The following is a 14,709-nucleotide window of genomic DNA, read 5'->3' as shown; positions in this document are numbered from 1 at the left end:
CATGATGAGTGAAACGGCATTATCGGTATTGAGCATTACCGGGGCGATAACGCTCGGGGCGATGAGCCCGGGGCAAAGTTTTATTTTGGTGGCGCGCACCGCAGTGGCCTCTTCGCGCCGCGATGGCATGGCGGTGGCGTTAGGCATGGGCGTCGGTTGTTTTATCTTTGCCTTGATCGCACTGCTGGGACTGCAGTCGCTGCTGCTGGCGCTGCCGTGGTTGTACACCACGCTGAAAGTGCTGGGCGGCGCGTATCTTGTCTATTTGGCGTTTAAAATGCTGCGCGGGGCCAGTCGGCCGCTGAACGTGGAGGCGGTCGGCGAGCGGTATCTGGGGGTTCGCAAGGCGTTTACCACGGGGTTGCTGACCCAACTCGGCAACCCGAACACCGCTATCGTGTTCGGTAGCGTGTTCGCCGCGCTGCTCAGCCATAAAATTTCGCCGCTGATGTACGTGGTGTTGCCGGTGATTGCCTTGACGGTCGACGTCCTGTGGTACGCCTTTGTGGCGTTTGTGCTGTCATCGCCGCGCCCGCGCCGCACTTACCTGCGTTTTAAAGCCTGGTTCGATCGCTTGGGCGGCGGCGTGCTGGCCTTGCTCGGCCTGAAACTGATGCTCAATAAATAACCTTAATCGGCGTGGCGACGCCGCCACCAGAAGCGCAACAGCAGGATGGCGGCGATCACCAGCGCGCAGAACAGCAGGCTGGTCAGCCTTTTGTCGAAGCCGGAGATAAAGCGGGCGATGGCTTCACCGCCGAAATAACCCAGCAGCACGAAAATCGTCGCCCACAGAATGGCACCCAGAATGTTCAGCGGCACAAAGCGTGAGGGCGGCAACTTGCTGGCGCCGATCAGCACCGGGCCGATAATGCGAAAACCGTACATAAAGCGCACGCCGATCACGAACAGCATCGGGTGGCGGGCAATCAGCTTGTTGGCGCGCTCGATGCGCTTTTCCTGGCTTTTCATCCGTGAAATCACTTTCCCGCCGAAGCGGCGGCCCAGAAAGAACAGCAATTGATCCCCCAGCGTGCCGCCCAGCGCCACCACCGCAATTACCCAGGGCAGATGCAGCAACCCCTGATGCGCGGCAATGCCGCCCAGCAACGTGATGGTTTCCCCCTCGGCCAGGCAGCCGATAAACAGCGCCCAGTAGCCGTAATCCGTAATGTAGTGGGCTAAATCCGCCATTGTGATCCCCTATGTCTTTAACACATAAGGTTAAGTATACGCCCGGCTCGTCAGCGGCGGGCGGCTATCTGCGCGACCAGCGCCCGGCGTTGTTGCAGGCTGTCCGCCATTTTTTCCTCTACTCGCGCCAGGATCCCCGCAGGCGCCAGCTCTGGCGTTCCCCCCAGGAACGGCGGTGCCGGGGCATACTCCAGATACAGCTGGATCATCTGCGCGGTGTCTTCGCCGTGCAGCTCGGCTATCAGTGTCAGGGCGAAGTCGATGCCTGCAGTCACGCCGCCACCGGTGATCACGTTGCCGTCGCGTTCCACCCGCGCACGGCTGGGGACAGCGCCGAACAGCGTCAGGCTTTCACGCATCGACCAATGGCAGGCAGCGCGCTTGCCATGCAACAGCCCGGCGGCGGCCAGGATCAGCGAACCGGTGCACACCGAGGTCAGATAGCGTGCGTCGGTTCCCAACCGGCGGATCTGCCGTATGAAGTTTTCATCCAGCAGCGCCTGGGTGCAGCCACTGCCGCCCGGCACGCACAGGACATCGCAGTGCGTGACGTCCTCCAGCCTGTGCAGCCGCGAGAAGTGCAACCCCTCGGAACTGACGTCCGCACCGCCGATCGAGGCGACGATAATTTCGGCATCGGGCATACGCCGCAGAAATTGCAGCGGGCCGGTGAAATCCAACTGGGTAACGCCCTGATAGATCGGAAAAACTATGACTAATGGTACAGACATGATATTCCCCTCAGTTTTGTCCTTTGGTCTGGGTAATAATAGCTGCCCTATTTTTGGCTGGTATGCCATATAACCCTCAAAAAACGCCATAATGAAAAACATCGGTTTTGTGATCTTTCCCGATTTTAACCTGCTGGATTTTGCGGGGCCGCTGGCGGCTTTCGAGCAGGCCGATCGGTTCGCCGATGCCCCGGCATACCGTTGTTTGCCGGTGTCGCAGGCGGGCGGGATGGTGATTGGTTCGTCCGGCGTGGCGGTGATGACCCAGCCATTGGAGGAGAGTCGTTTTGATACGCTGCTGATTGCCGGTGGCCGCGGCAACGTGGCGGCGGCGGAGTCCCCGGCGTTGATCGCGATGTTGCAGCAGCAGAGCCGGCAGGTACGGCGCATGGCCAGCGTGTGTACCGGGGCATTTATTCTGGCGGCCGCCGGGCTGTTGGAAGGCAAGCGCGCCACCACCCATTGGTTCCACGCCGCACGGTTGCAGCAGCGCTATCCGCGTATTCGCGTCGACAGCAACCGCATTTTTATTCGCGACGGTGCCTTCTGGACCTCGGCCGGCATCAGCGCCGGCATCGATCTGGCGCTGGCGATGATTGAAGAGGACCTCGGCGCAGAGGCGGCGGCCAACGTGGCGCGGCAACTGGTGGTGTATCACCGCCGTCCTGGCGGGCAGTCGCAGTATTCGCTGCTGCTGGCGCTAAATCCTTCTTCAGACCGGATCCGCAGCGCACTTTCTTACGCCCGTGAGCATCTGCATCAGCCGCTCAGGGTGACGGATCTGGCCGATGCCGCTTGCCTGAGCGAACGCCAGTTCGGCAGATTGTTTCGCGCGGAAACCGGTCAGACGCCGGCCAAGGTGATTGAGCAACTGCGGGTGGAAGCGGCGCGGGTGCGGATTGAAGAGAGCGGCGAAGCGCTGGAGGCTATCGCCCGTGCCGTCGGTTTTAGCGATCCGGAGCGTATGCGGCGGGCATTCATTCGCGTCTTCGGTTTGTCGCCGCAGGCGATGCGGCGCCTGAGCCGCGCCGGTTAATTCATTAAGCTATGCCCTAGTGGCGTGGCGCAGTAAAAGGAGCAACAGATGTATCAGGATTTTGAAAGCGAACTGGATTGGGCGATGCGCCATATGCCGCGCACCCGCGCGGCGGTTGCGGCGTTGCCGGATTTGAACGGCGTGCGGTTGGCGTGCAACATGCACCTGGATCTGAAAATGGCACCGCTGGTGGCGGGCCTGCTGGGCAAGGGCGCGGCGGTTTACCTGACCACCTGCAACCCGACCACGGTGCAGGATGACGTGGTCGCCTGGCTGGAGCGGCGTGGCGCGCAGGCTCACGCCTGGCGTGACATGAGCGATGCGGACTGGTCGGCATCCTTCGATCGCGCGTTGGCCTGGGAACCGACCCACCTGTGTGAAATGGGCGCGGATCTGACGACCCGCCTGCACCAGTCGGCCGCAGGCCCGCAGATTATCGCCGGCCTGGAAGCGACCGGCTCCGGCATCAGCCGGCTGAACGGCATGGCGCCGCGCTACCCGATCTTCAATTGGGACGATCTGCCGGTGAAAGAAGGGCTGCATAACCGCCATATGGTCGGTCTCACCGCCTGGCACACCTTCTTCCAGACCACGCATCTGACGCTGCATGAAAAATGCGTGCTGGTGATTGGTTATGGCCTGGTTGGGCAGGGCGTTGCGGCGGCGGCGAAAGCCTACGGCGGGCAGGTTGTCGTGGCGGAAATCGATCCGGCGCGGGCATTGCAGGCGCGTTACGACGGCTGGGCGGTGGTCGATCTGGCCACGGCGGTTACCCAGGCGGACGTGATCGCCACGGCGACCGGGGCGAAAAACGTGCTGTCGGCGCAGCATCTGCAACAGGTGAAGGACGGGGTGTTTATTCTCAACGTCGGCCACGTGGCGGCCGAAATTGACGTCGGCTTCCTGAAGACCCTGTCGCACAGCGAGCCTATGCCGTTTGTGAACGCCTACCAACTGGGCGAGAAAAAGGTCTATTTACTGGCCAACGGGTCGATGTTCAACCTGACGGCGGGCTACGGCGACAGCCTGAACGCCTTCGATGTGACGCTGGCGGTGATGGCGGCGGGCATTGGCCATATCGTCGGCGACGGCGCCCGTCAGGCTCCCGGTTTGTATCTGTTGCCGCAGGCGGCGTGGCAACCGGCACTGTAACTTTTCTCTTGCGGGCGCTCACCCCAGAGCGCTCGCGGTTTGCGCAATATTCTGTCCGACAGAATTTGTCACAAATGGGGGCGCATAATCCCAGTGCCAACTTGAGATCCCTCACATATAATTCTGCCAAATCAGACCTTCATCTTCTCCAGTGACAGAGTAATGCATGTGAAAATACGTGTTTTGGTACTAACCCTGCTCGCTTTGCAGGCGGGAGCAGGCATCGCGCCGCGCGCGCTGGCCAGCGAAAATAACGCCGCCGCCCATGCCGCCCAGCCTGAACTGGCTTCCGGCAGTGCGATGGTGGTGGATATGCAGACCCACAAAGTGATGTATGCGCGCAATCCGGATGAAGTGGTGCCGATCGCCTCCATCACCAAGCTGATGACCGCCATGGTGACGCTGGATGCCCATCTGCCGCTGGATGAAATGCTGTCGGTGGACATTCACCAGACGCCAGAAATGAAAGGCGTTTATTCCCGCGTACGTCTGAACAGCGAAATCACCCGCAAAGACATGCTGCTGCTGGCGCTGATGTCGTCGGAAAACCGCGCCGCCGCCAGCCTGGCGCATCACTATCCGGGCGGTTACGGTGCCTTTATCAAGGCGATGAACGCCAAGGCGAAAGCGCTGGGCATGACCAATACCCATTATGTGGAGCCGACCGGGTTGTCGATTCATAACGTTTCGACCGCGCGTGACCTGACCAAGCTGCTGATCGCCACCAAGCAATATCCGCTGATTGGCCAGCTCAGCACCACCACCGAGCGCATGGCGAGCTTCAAGGATCCTAACTACACGCTGCCGTTCCGCAACACCAACCATTTGGTGTACAACCCGAAATGGAACATCCAACTGACCAAAACCGGCTTCACTAACGAAGCGGGGCATTGCCTGGCGATGCGCACCATGATCGGCAGCCGCTCGGTATCGCTGGTGGTGCTGGACGCGTTCGGCAAGTACACGCATTTTGCTGACGCCAACCGCCTGCGCACCTGGATCGAAACCGGCAAGGTAACGCCGATCCCGGCCGCTGCCCGCGACTATCGCCGCCAAAAAGACGCCCGTCTGGCGAAGAACGAAACCGAATAATCCCGGTCTGGCCTGCGGTTTCCACCGCAGGCCGCTATCGGCCCTCAGGGCGCCTGATGACAAAACCCCTTTCCCGATCGCCGTCGAATCCGGCGCGCAGATACAACTGGTGCGCCCCGGTGCGCTGTTGGCCGGAAAGCAGCATCACTTTGTAGCACCCTTTACGCCACGCCAGTTGCAAGGTGTATTCCAGCATCGCCAGGGCAATGCCTTGCCCGCGGTACGGCGGTGCCGTGACCACGTGTTCAATGATACCGAACGGCTGAGCCTGATGAACCAACCCCGGCACCATCGCCAGCATGCAGGTCGCGACCGGCTGTTCACCGTCGGCGGTAACCACCAGGCGAATTGCCGGGTTGTCCAGCAAACGTTGTAAGGTGCGCAGGGCGGCATCCGGGCGCAGCGGGGGATCCTGTGGGCGCAATTCCTGATACAGCGCCTGAAGGCCGGCCAGATCCGTTGTCTGTGCCAGGCGATAGGTGATTGCCATCTTTCCTCCTTTTTGGCGGCGGCGGTTGCTTCATCCGCTATGATCACTAAATACCCTATCGTATGCGAGAGAGGATTCCTATGAGCCAGGTTGCAACCTTTATCATGTTTCAGGGCAACGCCCGGCAGGCTATCGATCTTTACAGCGGGCTGTTCGGCAGTTTTAAGGTTCAGCAGTTGCTGCATTACGACGAGACGCCCGACGGGCAGCGGCGAATCAAACAGGCTTCGATAGATTTTGACCGACAGCATCTGGTGTTTAGCGACAGCCCGGTCAGCCATGATTTCAGCTTTACCCCGGCGGTGTCTCTCCACGTTAATTTGGCGACCGAAGCCGAATTGGAACGGGTATTCGCCCGTTTGTCGGAAGGCGGTGAAGTGCTGATGCCGCTGGATGATTACGGCTTCAGCGCGCGTTTCGGCTGGCTGAACGATCGCTTTGGCCTCTCCTGGCAGTTGAACGTGCCGGCGGGCTAACTGCGCCATCCTCTTATACCCATTCAGGGGCGTTTACCGCTATGCTAAACGGGCAAGGGTTTAATGAAATTTGATAAGGATGACCATTTTGGCCGGAAGTAGCTTACTGACTTTACTCGACGACATCGCTTCGCTGCTGGACGACGTCTCGCTGATGACAAAAATGGCGGCGAAGAAGACCGCCGGGGTGCTGGGTGACGATCTGGCGTTGAATGCGCAACAGGTTAGCGGGGTAAAGGCCGATCGCGAACTGCCGGTGGTGTGGGGCGTGGCCAAAGGTTCGTTTATCAACAAACTGATTCTGGTGCCGCTGGCGTTGCTGATCAGCGCATTCGCCCCCTGGGCGATCACGCCGCTGCTGATGGTGGGCGGCGCTTACCTGTGTTACGAAGGCTTTGAAAAAGTGTTCCACAGCCTGACTCACGGCAAGCAAGGGGAGGAGAAAAAAGAAGAACTGGACGCCAATGAAGACGTGGCGGCCTATGAACAGCGCAAGGTGAAAGGGGCGATTCGCACCGATTTCGTGCTGTCCGCCGAGATTATCGCCATCACTCTGGGCACCGTGGCCGGTGCGAGCTTTAGCCAGCAAGTGATTGTGTTGAGCGGCATCGCGATTGTGATGACGATCGGCGTTTACGGTATCGTGGCCGGCATCGTCAAGCTCGACGATTTGGGATTGTACCTGAGCCGCAAAACCAGCGCGCTGGCGCGCTCGATCGGCAATGGCATTGTCAGTGCCGCACCTTACCTGATGAAAACCCTGTCGATCGTCGGTACTGTCGCCATGTTTATGGTCGGCGGCGGCATTCTGACCCACGGTCTGCCTCCGGTGCATCGTTTGTTCGAAGACTGGGCGTCGTACGCTACCGTCGTACCGACCTTCGGCCATATTCTGCAGGGGGCGATCCCCGCTTTGCTCAACGTGGTGTTCGGCCTGGTTGCCGGCGGCGTGGTGCTGCTGGTGGTTTCGGCTCTGGGGGCTATCCGCGCGCGCTTTACCGCCTGATAATCGCGGGGTGCGTGTTGCGCACCCCGTAGCTGCCGTTACGGCCGGCTGCCGTCGCCGCCACTTAGCGCGCGTTGCATGATATGCGTGTCGCGCCATTCACCCAGTTTGAATCCTACCGCCTTCAGCGTACCCACGCTGGTAAAGCCCAATGTCCGATGCAGGGCCAGCGAGCCTTGATTGTCTTCGGCATTGCCGACGATCGCCAGCATCTGCCGCCAGGGGCCGCGTTCGCAACGGGCGATCAGCTCGGCCAGCAACGCTTTGCCGATGCCATGACCCTGAAGACCTTCGGCGATATACACCGAGTCTTCTACGGTAAAGCGGTAGGCCGGGCGTGGCCGATAGGGCGTGGCGTAACAGTAGCCCACCACGCGATCCTCCCGTTTGGCGACCAGCCAGGGCAGCCCGGCTTCCTGTACCTTGCTGCACCGCTGCTGCATTTCTTCACACGTGGGCGGCGTTTCTTCAAAGGATGCCGCGCCGTAAAGCACGTGGTAGGCGTAGATCTGTTGTACGGCGGCCAGGTCATCCGGCGTGGCGTCGGTGATGATCAACGGGGCGGAAAGGGGCATAAGAGTTCTTTGTTTACCTTGAAAAATCAGAAGATAAACGCATTATGCTCCCCGTCCGACGGCAAGGTAAATTGGGCTTTTTTATGCCGGTGATAAAAAAAACTATAGTTGTCTGCTGGCCCGGTGCCGCGGCAGCAGGCGTTTTACTGCGCCGGAGGCCAGCAGCACGCCGAGGATAACCCAGACCGCCCCGACTAATTGCCAAACGTTGGGTGCGGTACCGGTGAGGGTGGCCACCAGCATGGTAAACACCGGAGCCAGATTGAAGAAAATGGCGGTGCGCATCGAGCCGATTTTTTCCAGCCCGTTGAACCACAGCAGATAGGCCAGTAGCGAGCCGCACAGCGCCAGATAAACCACCGCCGCATGCACGCTGAAGCTGGCGGAAGCCAGACTTTGCAGCGGGTTTTCGAAGATAAACCCTAGCGGCAGCAGCGCCAGCGTGCCGAACAGCATCGAATAGCTGGTGGTTTCGATGGCGGTGGCGTTATGCACCAGCCGCCGGGTACCGACCATATTCAGCGCCCAAGCCAGGCTGCCGAGCAGGATAATGCCGTCACCGGGGTTGATTTCCAACCGCAACAGCGTTTGCAGGCTGCCTTTGGCGATCACCAGCGTTACGCCGATAAAACCCGCCAGCAGGCCGGCGGCGCGTGACCCACTCAGTTTTTCATGCTCCCAAAATACCCCGAACAGCATTGTCCACAGCGGCGTGGTGGCGAGGATCAGCGCACCGTTGATCGGCGTGGTGGATTGCAGGCCGAAAAAGGTGCACAGGTTAAACAACGTAAAGCCGAGCACGCCCAGCCCAAGGTAGGCCGGCCAGTTGCTCTTCAGCGTACTGAAGCGTAACTGCCCGCGTGGACCGAAGAGCAGCAACAGCGCCAGCGTCGCCAGGCTGAAACGCTCAATCGACGCGGTGATCGGCGGCTGATGGGCGATGATATAGGCACCGGCATTGAAGTTGGTGCCCCAGAAAAAGGTGGCGATAATCACCCCCAGATAGGCCAGCGGCAGCGAAGTTTTCATGGTGATTTCCTGTGGTGCGGAATAAACCAAAACAGTTTGCGCCACGGATTGTTGCGGTAAAATCCCCTATATATTCATTTGTGATGTGAGAAAATACCCATGTTCAATTGGGAAGATTTGCACTACTTCATGGTGTTTGCGCGCGAGAAGTCGCTGTCAGGCGCCGCCCGCAGTTTGCAGGTCGATCACGCCACCGTTGCCCGCCGCATTGCCAGCCTGGAAGCATCGCTGGCGTTAAAACTGGTGGATCGCCGCCCGCGCAGCTACCTGCTCACCGCCGACGGGCAACGCATCGCGGCGCAAGGGGACAGCATGACGCTCAACGCTTTCGCCGTCAGCCGCGCCGCCCTCAGCGGGCGACAGGGCATCGCGGGCGAGGTTACGTTGAGCGTGCCGCCGGTGATGGGGTTGAAGCTGATTGCCCCGCGTATTGCCGAGTTGCAGCGCCGTTATCCGGATTTGCGACTGGTTTTGCTGGCCGATACCGCCAACGTATCGCTGCTGCGTGGCGAGGCGGATATTGCCATCAGGCTCAGCCGCGTCACTGAAAGCGATCTGGTGGCGAGAAAAATCGGCACCGTCGAGTTCGGGCTGTACGCCAACGCCGGTTATCTGCGAGACACGCCGGAGGCGGAGCGGGGGTTTATCGGCTATCACGATGAACGGGCCGCTTCGGCGCAGCAAAAATGGTTGCTGGAGCAGGCCGGGCCCCGGCCGCTGGTGATGCGCAGCAACGACCTGATGATTCAGGCTGCCGCCGCTGCGGCCGGCGCGGGCATTGCGCTGCTGCCGCATTTTGTCGCGCAGGAACTGGGGCTTGAACGCCTGGCGCCGCCGCTTGGGCTGCGGCGTGAAGTCTGGCTAACGGTGCATGACGACATTCGCCATGCACCGGGCATCGCCGCCGTGACGGCGTTTTTACTGGAGTGTTACGCGGGCGTTGTGGGGATCACCCGGCTGGTGGATAACCTTGCCTAGCCCCGCATCAGCTGCGCCACTGCCTGTTGCAGATAGCTCAGCAGCGCCGGGGTCAACCAGGTACCTTCGGTCAGCGTCGGCTCTTGTTCCATCGCCTGGCGAATTTTCATCTGGGTGGCCGGGTCGGTGCCGGCGTAAGACTGGAACAGCGCCAGCCATTGGGCCGCCAGTTGCTGCGCCTGGACGGACTCCGGCGGCACGCCGTCTCTTAGCGCCTGATGGAACTGGGCGATCAGCGCCGGCCATTCGTGCAGGCGGGTAAAGTAGTGTTGGCGCACGTAGGCGTATTCTTCCGCCGACAGGTATTTTTGGTAGATCGACAGCTTGGTTTCGGCAAAGGCCCGGGTGACATAATCGGTCACAGCCGGGGTGATGCCGGTCTGTTCACGCATTGAGGGTTCGTCGGCGTGCATGGCGTTAAGCCGGGTAAGAAACGCCGGATTAAGCGCGGTATCGCGTTCCAGCATCTGCATCCAACGCCGCGCCAGGGCCTGCGCCTGCGGCGCTTGCGCTTCGACGCCACCGTCGATCAACTGGCGTATGCTGCTCACCAGCTCGGCCCATTCCTGATTGCGCGCCTGATCGGCCTGATAGAAGGGCAGTTGCGCCAGTTCGTCGGCGGTAAAATATTTGTCGTACATGGTCATTAACTCCAACGTAGTCAGCCAGTCGTTCAGTTCCGGTTCGTCCCCGGCGGTGAGCTGGGCATGCATATGCTGCAAACGATCGCGTAGCGCTACGGTCTGCGCCAACTGCCGATCCAGCATGGTTATCTGCTGTTCAATCACCGTGGTTAACGTTACCCCGGAACGTGTCAGAAGTGCCCCGACCTCCGCAAGCTGGACCCCCATTCGGCGCAACGCCTGAATATGGTGCAAGCGGGTGATGTCAGCCCGGTTGTATAAACGGTAGCCGGTGTCGGAACGCGCAGAAGGGATCAGCAAACCAATGCTGTCGTAATAATGCAGTGTCCTGACGGTGATGCCGGAACGGCGGGCCAGTTCGCCCACTTTTAATAACATGACGTGCTCCTCCCCAGTGCGTGCAGGGATACTAAAGCCTGACGCGACGTGAGGGTCAATAGCGCGGAAGGGGATATTTTCAGGAAAGTGGCGGGCGCCGAAAATGGCACCCGCAAGGAAGGGAACCGCCTGCTTACCAGCCTTTTACCGCACCGCCGTTAAAAATTTTCTCGGCGGCTTTGGCCACTTCATCCGACTCGTAGGCCTTGATGAAGTTTTGCACGTTCAGCGCGTCTTTATTGTCTTCACGCGTCACGATGATGTTGGTGTACGGCGAATCTTTGTCTTCGATAAAGATGCCGTCTTTGGTTGGCGTCAGCCCGGTCTGGTTGATGTAGGTGGTGCTGATGATAGCTACCGTGACTTTAGGGTCATCCAGCACTTGCGGCAATTGAGCGCCCTCCAGCTCCATAATCTTGTAGTTATGCGGGTTGGCGCTGATATCCAGCGAGGTTGGCAGTAGCCCTTTGCCCGGTTTCAGGGTAATCAGGCCGGTTTTCTCCAGCAGCAGCAACGCGCGGCCGAGGTTGGTCGGATCCAACGGAATAGCGATAACGGCACCGTCCTGCAGCTCTTTCAGCGATTTGATTTTTTTCGAATAGCCGGCCATCGGGAACACGAAGGTATTGCCCACCGCCACCAGTTTGTAGCCGTGATCTTTATTTTGCTGTTCGAGGAACGGCCGGTGCTGGAATACGTTGGCATCCAGCTCACCTTTATCGGTGGCGTCGTTCGGCAGCAGAGAGCCGCTGAAACCGACCAGTTCAACCTCCAGGCCGTATTTCTCTTTCGCTACCTGTTTGGCGACTTCCGCCACGTCCTGCTCCGCGCCGTTGATAACCCCGACCTTGATAAGGTTCTGGTCTACCGGCTTATCGCAACCCTGCAGTGCCAGCGTGGCGGCAAACGCCGCCATCACGGCGGTAAAACGCCAGGTCTTTAACATCGTGTTCTCCCTGAAAAAAACAGTAAAATCAGTTGGTTTTGTGCTGTTAGCTAAGCCTGAAGCCGCAGGGAAGTCAAACGCTTGCTCAGCACAAAGGGTTATAGGTAATAACAGGAAGTTTTATAGAGACTAGGGCTTTCAGATTGCACCCTGAAAGCCATCGGGGCCGGAGGGGCGGTTATTTTGCGCGCAGCACGACGATGCCGGGCGTGTTGATCACATAGTCCATAAAGGGCGAGTCCACTACCTTCATGTTTTCCTTGCGAGAAGAGGCATTGCGCAACATCGGGCCGTTTTCGGTCATGATAAAGATGCCGGTGTGAGTGACGTCCAGCCCGGCAAGATGGGTGTAGATACCGATGTAATCGCCGGTGCGCAACTGGGCCAGCACCTTATCGTCAATAAAATCGCTGGGCAGATAAGTGATGCTGCGCCGCACATTTTTCAGGCCGGGCAGATAGCTGCCGCCGTCGGCCTTTTGGTTCAGATTTTTCACCTGCGTCACCGCGTGCGGGCTGAGTTGAGCGGTAATGTCGGTCACGTTTGTTTTGGCGACCTGCGCCCAGTCGGTGAAGAAATGTTTGCGCTGCGGGAAGCTGATTTCGCTATGGGCGTAGCGGGTCTGGATCAGGCGTTGAACGAATTCAGCCTGATTGTGCGATTTGCTCAGGGCATCGACGTAGTCGATATAGGTAAAGCAATCCAGGCCGCGGAAGTCGATCACCAGCTTTTCCGGCGTGTCCTGAGAGCCTATCAGCATGTTGGCAACGTAAGGCGTACCCAGAAATTGCTGAGAGATCAGATTGATAGTCTGGCCGTTGTCTTGCCCGGCCGGCCAGGTAGCCTGTTTGGCGAGAATGTCGTTGAGCTTGCTTAACGTCTCGCTGTCCAGGTTTATGGGCGCTACCTCTACCTCAGGGGGCGTGGCTGCGGCACCGGGTTCATCAATTGGCCGCTGAGGACTTTTATCTGCGCATCCGCTCATCGCTATAACTAACATCAATGGAACAACCTTGTACATTTCACCCTCCAATGGTTTCAGTCCGTGACCATATAAATGATAACAGTTCTCACCATGAGGCGGGTGGTTAATAAATAAACATAGCCTAAACGCTGGCCAATAATCAGTAACCGATCTCGTTATTAAACGGCAGATACCAAAATAACGCGATTTCATGGTCGGCAATATCCGGCTGAGCACGATACAACAGGTGATCGATACCGCCGAGAATAAAACCGAAGCGCTGATAACAGCGGCAGGCGACCAGATTATTGTTTTGCGTTTCCAGCATCAACCCCGGGGTTTCCTGCCGCTGCGCCCAGTGGCGTGCGGCATCCAGCAGGGCGGTGGCGACGCCCAGGCGGCGCACGTGGGCGCTGACGACAATCTCTTCAATCAGCGCATAGCCGTTCCAGTTTTTGCTCAGCGTGACGTGGCCGACGGCTTCCCCCCGATGACGTGCCAGAAAGGTTTCGCTCTCTTCATTGAGGAAGGGGGCCAGCGGATAGTTCTTGCGAAACGGCGTGACCGGCCGCAGTGGCCAACTGTCGACCGGGGTATCGAAAATCGGTTGGGCATAGTGGGCGACCGGGAAGCTGAAATCGCAGCTTTCCAGATAGCCGTCGGGCAACTGGGCGACGGGGGCGATATGGATAGCCTGGCTCATGGGTCCAGCTCTCTCAGCAGGCGTGCCGGGTTGCCTGCGTAGATCCCTTTACGGGTGATGTCTTTGGTGACCACGGCTCCGGCGCCGATCACCGCGCCGCTGCAGATGTTCACCGCCAGTACGGTGGCGCCGGAGCCGATGGCAACCCGATCGCCAATCTGCGTACGGCCCCAACTGGCGGCATCGGCGTTCGGGGCGCCCTCTTTAAACAGATCGTTGGCGAAGGTCACGTTATGGCCGACAAAACAGTCTTCGCCGAGCGTGACATATTCGCAGATAAAACTGTGCGACTGGATTTTGCTGCGAGCGCCGATACTGACGTTTTTTTGGATCTCGACAAAGGGCCCGACAAACACGTCGTCGCCGAGTCGGCAACCGTACAGGTTGCTGGGTTGTACCACTGTGACATTTTGCCCGGCGTCGACCTCGACAATGCCGACCTGGCGAAGAGTGATGGCAGATGACATGGCAGTCCTCACGGCTTTGCTCAATCGGGGGATTATAAAACAAACTGCCGCTGCGTCTGCGTTTTCCGAACGTTTTTTCAGCGAAAGACTATAATAAGTACAGGGGAGAGAGCCCTGTGGCCGCAATCCTCGCACGGTCAACAATCCGTCGGAGGGGTAAATTCGTTCGCCGATCGCGACCTACGGCGATGGAGGAGGTGTCTCATGGTTAATCATGTTTGGGGACTTCTGGCGCATCCAAGCACCGAGTTCGAACACATTAAAAGCGAGAACGAAAGCGTCTCGCACCTTTACACCCATCACGTGCTGCTGCTGGCGGCGATCCCTGTGGTCTGCGCCTTTATCGGCACCACCCAGTTGGGCTGGCTCTCCGGCGAAGGCCATGCGATCCGGCTCGATATGTTTACCGCATTTTATACCGCAGTGGCGTTTTACCTGTTGATGCTGGCGGGTGTGGCGATCATGGGGAAAGTGATCCACTGGATGGCGCGGCGTTATGAAGCACGCCCGAGTTTGCACCGTTGTATGGTGTTTGCCGGCTATGTCGCAACCCCGATGTTTCTGAGCGGTATAGTCGCGCTCTATCCCGTCGTGTGGCTCTGTCTGTTTGTCGGCGTGATTGGCCTATGCTATTCGGGCTATCTGCTGAATCTGGGTATTCCCCATTTTCTGAATATCGACAGTAAAGAAGGCTTTATCTTCTCCAGTTCTACCTTTGCCATCGGCATCTTGCTGCTCGAGTTTCTGCTCGGGGTAACGGTGCTGCTGTGGGGGTATGGTTCCTGGTTATTCTGAAAACGATGTTTTGATATTGCCCCTCATGCCACTTGGCATGAGGGGCTTTTGCT

18 protein-coding genes are annotated in these 14,709 nt (G+C 58.9%); 8 read left to right on the top strand and 10 right to left on the bottom strand.

Features of this window, described 5'->3' with window-relative positions; all coding sequences use genetic code 11:
• Window positions 1-4: 4 nt before the first annotated feature.
• Window positions 5-628: a LysE family translocator gene (locus ACUTQW_RS15350; RefSeq protein WP_193378401.1), complete on the top strand. Its 624-nt coding sequence runs from the start codon at window positions 5-7 to the stop codon at window positions 626-628.
• Window positions 629-630: 2 nt separating this feature from the next.
• On the opposite strand, the gene ACUTQW_RS15345 is transcribed toward ACUTQW_RS15350, so the two are convergent.
• Together ACUTQW_RS15345 and ACUTQW_RS15340 are read right to left on the bottom strand one after the other, a co-directional pair.
• Window positions 631-1,194, bottom strand: a complete 564-nt coding sequence (locus ACUTQW_RS15345; protein WP_004941969.1) for a DedA family protein — start codon at window positions 1,192-1,194, stop codon at window positions 631-633.
• 50 nt (window positions 1,195-1,244) lie between these two features.
• Complete coding sequence (locus ACUTQW_RS15340; protein ID WP_006324201.1) at window positions 1,245-1,925, bottom strand: DJ-1/PfpI family protein; 681 nt, start codon at window positions 1,923-1,925, stop codon at window positions 1,245-1,247.
• 91 nt (window positions 1,926-2,016) lie between these two features.
• On the opposite strand from ACUTQW_RS15340, the gene ACUTQW_RS15335 reads away from it, so the two are divergent.
• The 3 genes from ACUTQW_RS15335 (at window position 2,017) to pbpG (ending at window position 5,205) form a co-directional block, all read left to right on the top strand.
• Window positions 2,017-2,961, top strand: a complete 945-nt coding sequence (locus tag ACUTQW_RS15335) for a GlxA family transcriptional regulator (RefSeq protein ID WP_006324202.1) — start codon at window positions 2,017-2,019, stop codon at window positions 2,959-2,961.
• Window positions 2,962-3,009: 48 nt separating this feature from the next.
• Window positions 3,010-4,113, top strand: a complete 1,104-nt coding sequence (locus ACUTQW_RS15330) for an adenosylhomocysteinase (protein ID WP_006324204.1) — start codon at window positions 3,010-3,012, stop codon at window positions 4,111-4,113.
• Window positions 4,114-4,275: 162 nt separating this feature from the next.
• Window positions 4,276-5,205: a D-alanyl-D-alanine endopeptidase gene (gene pbpG, locus ACUTQW_RS15325; RefSeq protein WP_006324206.1), complete on the top strand. Its 930-nt coding sequence runs from the start codon at window positions 4,276-4,278 to the stop codon at window positions 5,203-5,205.
• Between the two features lie 34 nt (window positions 5,206-5,239).
• On the opposite strand, the gene ACUTQW_RS15320 is transcribed toward pbpG, so the two are convergent.
• Entirely contained in the window at window positions 5,240-5,695 is a 456-nt protein-coding gene (locus ACUTQW_RS15320) for a GNAT family N-acetyltransferase (RefSeq protein ID WP_004941974.1), read from the bottom strand.
• A gap of 80 nt (window positions 5,696-5,775) precedes the next feature.
• Between ACUTQW_RS15320 and ACUTQW_RS15315 the strand changes: the two genes are divergently transcribed.
• Window positions 5,776-6,171 (top strand): VOC family protein, encoded by a 396-nt coding sequence (locus ACUTQW_RS15315; RefSeq protein WP_006324207.1) that lies wholly within the window; start codon window positions 5,776-5,778, stop codon window positions 6,169-6,171.
• A gap of 88 nt (window positions 6,172-6,259) precedes the next feature.
• Window positions 6,260-7,177, top strand: coding sequence for a DUF808 domain-containing protein (locus ACUTQW_RS15310; protein ID WP_006324208.1), 918 nt, complete (start codon window positions 6,260-6,262; stop codon window positions 7,175-7,177).
• A 38-nt stretch (window positions 7,178-7,215) separates the two neighbouring features.
• Here the strand turns inward: ACUTQW_RS15310 and ACUTQW_RS15305 are convergent, their stop codons facing one another.
• Both ACUTQW_RS15305 and ACUTQW_RS15300 read right to left on the bottom strand, forming a co-directional pair.
• The gene (locus tag ACUTQW_RS15305; RefSeq protein WP_037432440.1) at window positions 7,216-7,752 is read right to left on the bottom strand and encodes a GNAT family N-acetyltransferase; all 537 of its coding nucleotides are present in this window, start codon (window positions 7,750-7,752) and stop codon (window positions 7,216-7,218) included.
• A gap of 102 nt (window positions 7,753-7,854) precedes the next feature.
• Window positions 7,855-8,781: a DMT family transporter gene (locus ACUTQW_RS15300; protein WP_020438681.1), complete on the bottom strand. Its 927-nt coding sequence runs from the start codon at window positions 8,779-8,781 to the stop codon at window positions 7,855-7,857.
• A gap of 99 nt (window positions 8,782-8,880) precedes the next feature.
• Between ACUTQW_RS15300 and ACUTQW_RS15295 the strand changes: the two genes are divergently transcribed.
• Window positions 8,881-9,759, top strand: coding sequence for a LysR family transcriptional regulator (locus tag ACUTQW_RS15295; protein ID WP_006324211.1), 879 nt, complete (start codon window positions 8,881-8,883; stop codon window positions 9,757-9,759).
• On the opposite strand, the gene ACUTQW_RS15290 is transcribed toward ACUTQW_RS15295, so the two are convergent.
• The 5 genes from ACUTQW_RS15290 to ACUTQW_RS15270 form a co-directional block, all read right to left on the bottom strand.
• The gene (locus ACUTQW_RS15290) at window positions 9,756-10,781 is read right to left on the bottom strand and encodes a MerR family transcriptional regulator (protein ID WP_006324212.1); all 1,026 of its coding nucleotides are present in this window, start codon (window positions 10,779-10,781) and stop codon (window positions 9,756-9,758) included. The two genes, ACUTQW_RS15295 and ACUTQW_RS15290, sit on opposite strands and share 4 nt — an antisense overlap.
• A gap of 133 nt (window positions 10,782-10,914) precedes the next feature.
• On the bottom strand, window positions 10,915-11,727 hold the full coding sequence (locus ACUTQW_RS15285) for a MetQ/NlpA family lipoprotein (RefSeq protein WP_013811999.1): 813 nt from the start codon (window positions 11,725-11,727) through the stop codon (window positions 10,915-10,917).
• 178 nt (window positions 11,728-11,905) lie between these two features.
• On the bottom strand, window positions 11,906-12,748 hold the full coding sequence (locus ACUTQW_RS15280; RefSeq protein ID WP_020438682.1) for a DUF1460 domain-containing protein: 843 nt from the start codon (window positions 12,746-12,748) through the stop codon (window positions 11,906-11,908).
• Between the two features lie 103 nt (window positions 12,749-12,851).
• Window positions 12,852-13,394, bottom strand: coding sequence for a GNAT family N-acetyltransferase (locus ACUTQW_RS15275; RefSeq protein ID WP_006324215.1), 543 nt, complete (start codon window positions 13,392-13,394; stop codon window positions 12,852-12,854).
• Window positions 13,391-13,861 carry an acyltransferase gene (locus ACUTQW_RS15270; protein WP_004941993.1) on the bottom strand — a complete coding sequence of 157 codons (471 nt, stop codon included), beginning with the start codon at window positions 13,859-13,861 and terminating at the stop codon, window positions 13,391-13,393. The genes ACUTQW_RS15275 and ACUTQW_RS15270 overlap by 4 nt, the downstream gene beginning before the upstream one ends.
• 204 nt (window positions 13,862-14,065) lie before the next feature.
• On the opposite strand from ACUTQW_RS15270, the gene ACUTQW_RS15265 reads away from it, so the two are divergent.
• Window positions 14,066-14,656, top strand: a complete 591-nt coding sequence (locus tag ACUTQW_RS15265; protein ID WP_004941995.1) for a Yip1 family protein — start codon at window positions 14,066-14,068, stop codon at window positions 14,654-14,656.
• Window positions 14,657-14,709: the final 53 nt, after the last annotated feature.

It is taken from the genome of Serratia sp. TSA_7, from assembly GCF_052692135.1.
This window is presented reverse-complemented; position numbering and strand designations above follow the sequence as displayed.